At 61.5% G+C, this 1,159-nt stretch carries 2 protein-coding genes; one reads left to right on the forward strand and one right to left on the reverse strand.

Annotated elements, in window-relative coordinates:
* Positions 1-307: energy transducer TonB (locus GSQ77_RS28970; protein ID WP_158907600.1), on the reverse strand; the 307-nt coding region annotated here is incomplete at its 3' end.
* Between the two features lie 106 nt (positions 308-413).
* Here GSQ77_RS28970 and GSQ77_RS28975 point away from each other — a divergent pair.
* Positions 414-1,159: DEAD/DEAH box helicase (locus GSQ77_RS28975; protein ID WP_158907602.1), on the forward strand; the 746-nt coding region annotated here is incomplete at its 3' end.

Raw genomic sequence — 1,159 nt, forward strand, 5'->3', positions numbered from 1 at the left:
TGATCGCAGCTCGATCGAGTTCGCGATCGCCCGTGGATTCTTCGACCTTGATACCTGCCACTCGACCGTTGGGTTTCACCAACACCACGACAACTGCGACCCCCTCGACGCCATAAACAGCATCAAATCCCGGGTATATCGGCTTGGCCTGAAACGCCGGGTCATACCTGAGATCAGAATCCGCCTGGCTGGCCTGAACCTTTTGCGCAGCGGGAGTCGCGCTCGATTGCGCCCGATTGTTTGATGTACTCGTTGCACAGGCGGACACCGCCAATGCACAGACAGCGGCCAACGTCAGATTCCGCATCTATTCCCCCTGATTTTACGATTCATTGCGGCGCGTTACGTATTGTCCTCGCGCAAACATCGGACGCCAAATCTTCCCCGCTTCAGCGCTCGTGCGATGATATCGCATGACCGCTTTCAACACGCTCCCACTCAAACCCGCCCTGCTCGCCAGCCTAGAAACGCTTGGCTACACCGAAATGACCCCGGTGCAGACGCAGAGTCTGCCGCCGATGCTGGCTGGGCGTGACGTGATTGCGCAGGCGCAGACCGGTAGCGGCAAGACCGCCGCGTTCGGGCTGAGCCTGCTGCAGACACTCGATGCCGACACGATCCGCCTGCAGGCGCTGGTGCTGTGCCCGACCCGCGAACTGGCCGATCAGGTCAGCAAGGCGATCCGCAAGCTGGCAGCGAACATTCCGAATGTGAAGCTGCTGACGCTGTGCGGTGGCATGCCGCTGGGGCCGCAGCTGGCGTCGCTGACGCACGATCCGCATATCGTGATCGGTACTCCGGGGCGGGTGCAGGAACACTTGAAGCGCGGCAGCCTGCATGGGGGCGGCATCAAGGTGCTTGTGCTGGACGAGGCGGACCGCATGCTCGACATGGGTTTCAGCGAAGCGATCGACGACATCGTGGGACGCATCGCCAAGCATCATCAGACGCTGCTGTTCTCCGCGACGTATCCGCAGGAGATCCGCGCGGTGAGTCAGCGCATGCAGCGTGACCCGGTCGAGGTGACGGTGGATGCGCCCATCGATGAGCGGCCGGCGATCGAGCAACGTTTCCACGAAGTGGAGCCGGCGCAGAAGATGGATGCACTGGCGCAATTGCTCAGCAGTGATCGCGCAGAACATGCGCTGGTGTTCTGCAA

Origin of the sequence: Burkholderia sp. L27(2015), from assembly GCF_009765705.1 — a bacterium.
Classification (GTDB): Bacteria; Pseudomonadota; Gammaproteobacteria; order Burkholderiales; family Burkholderiaceae; genus LMUX01.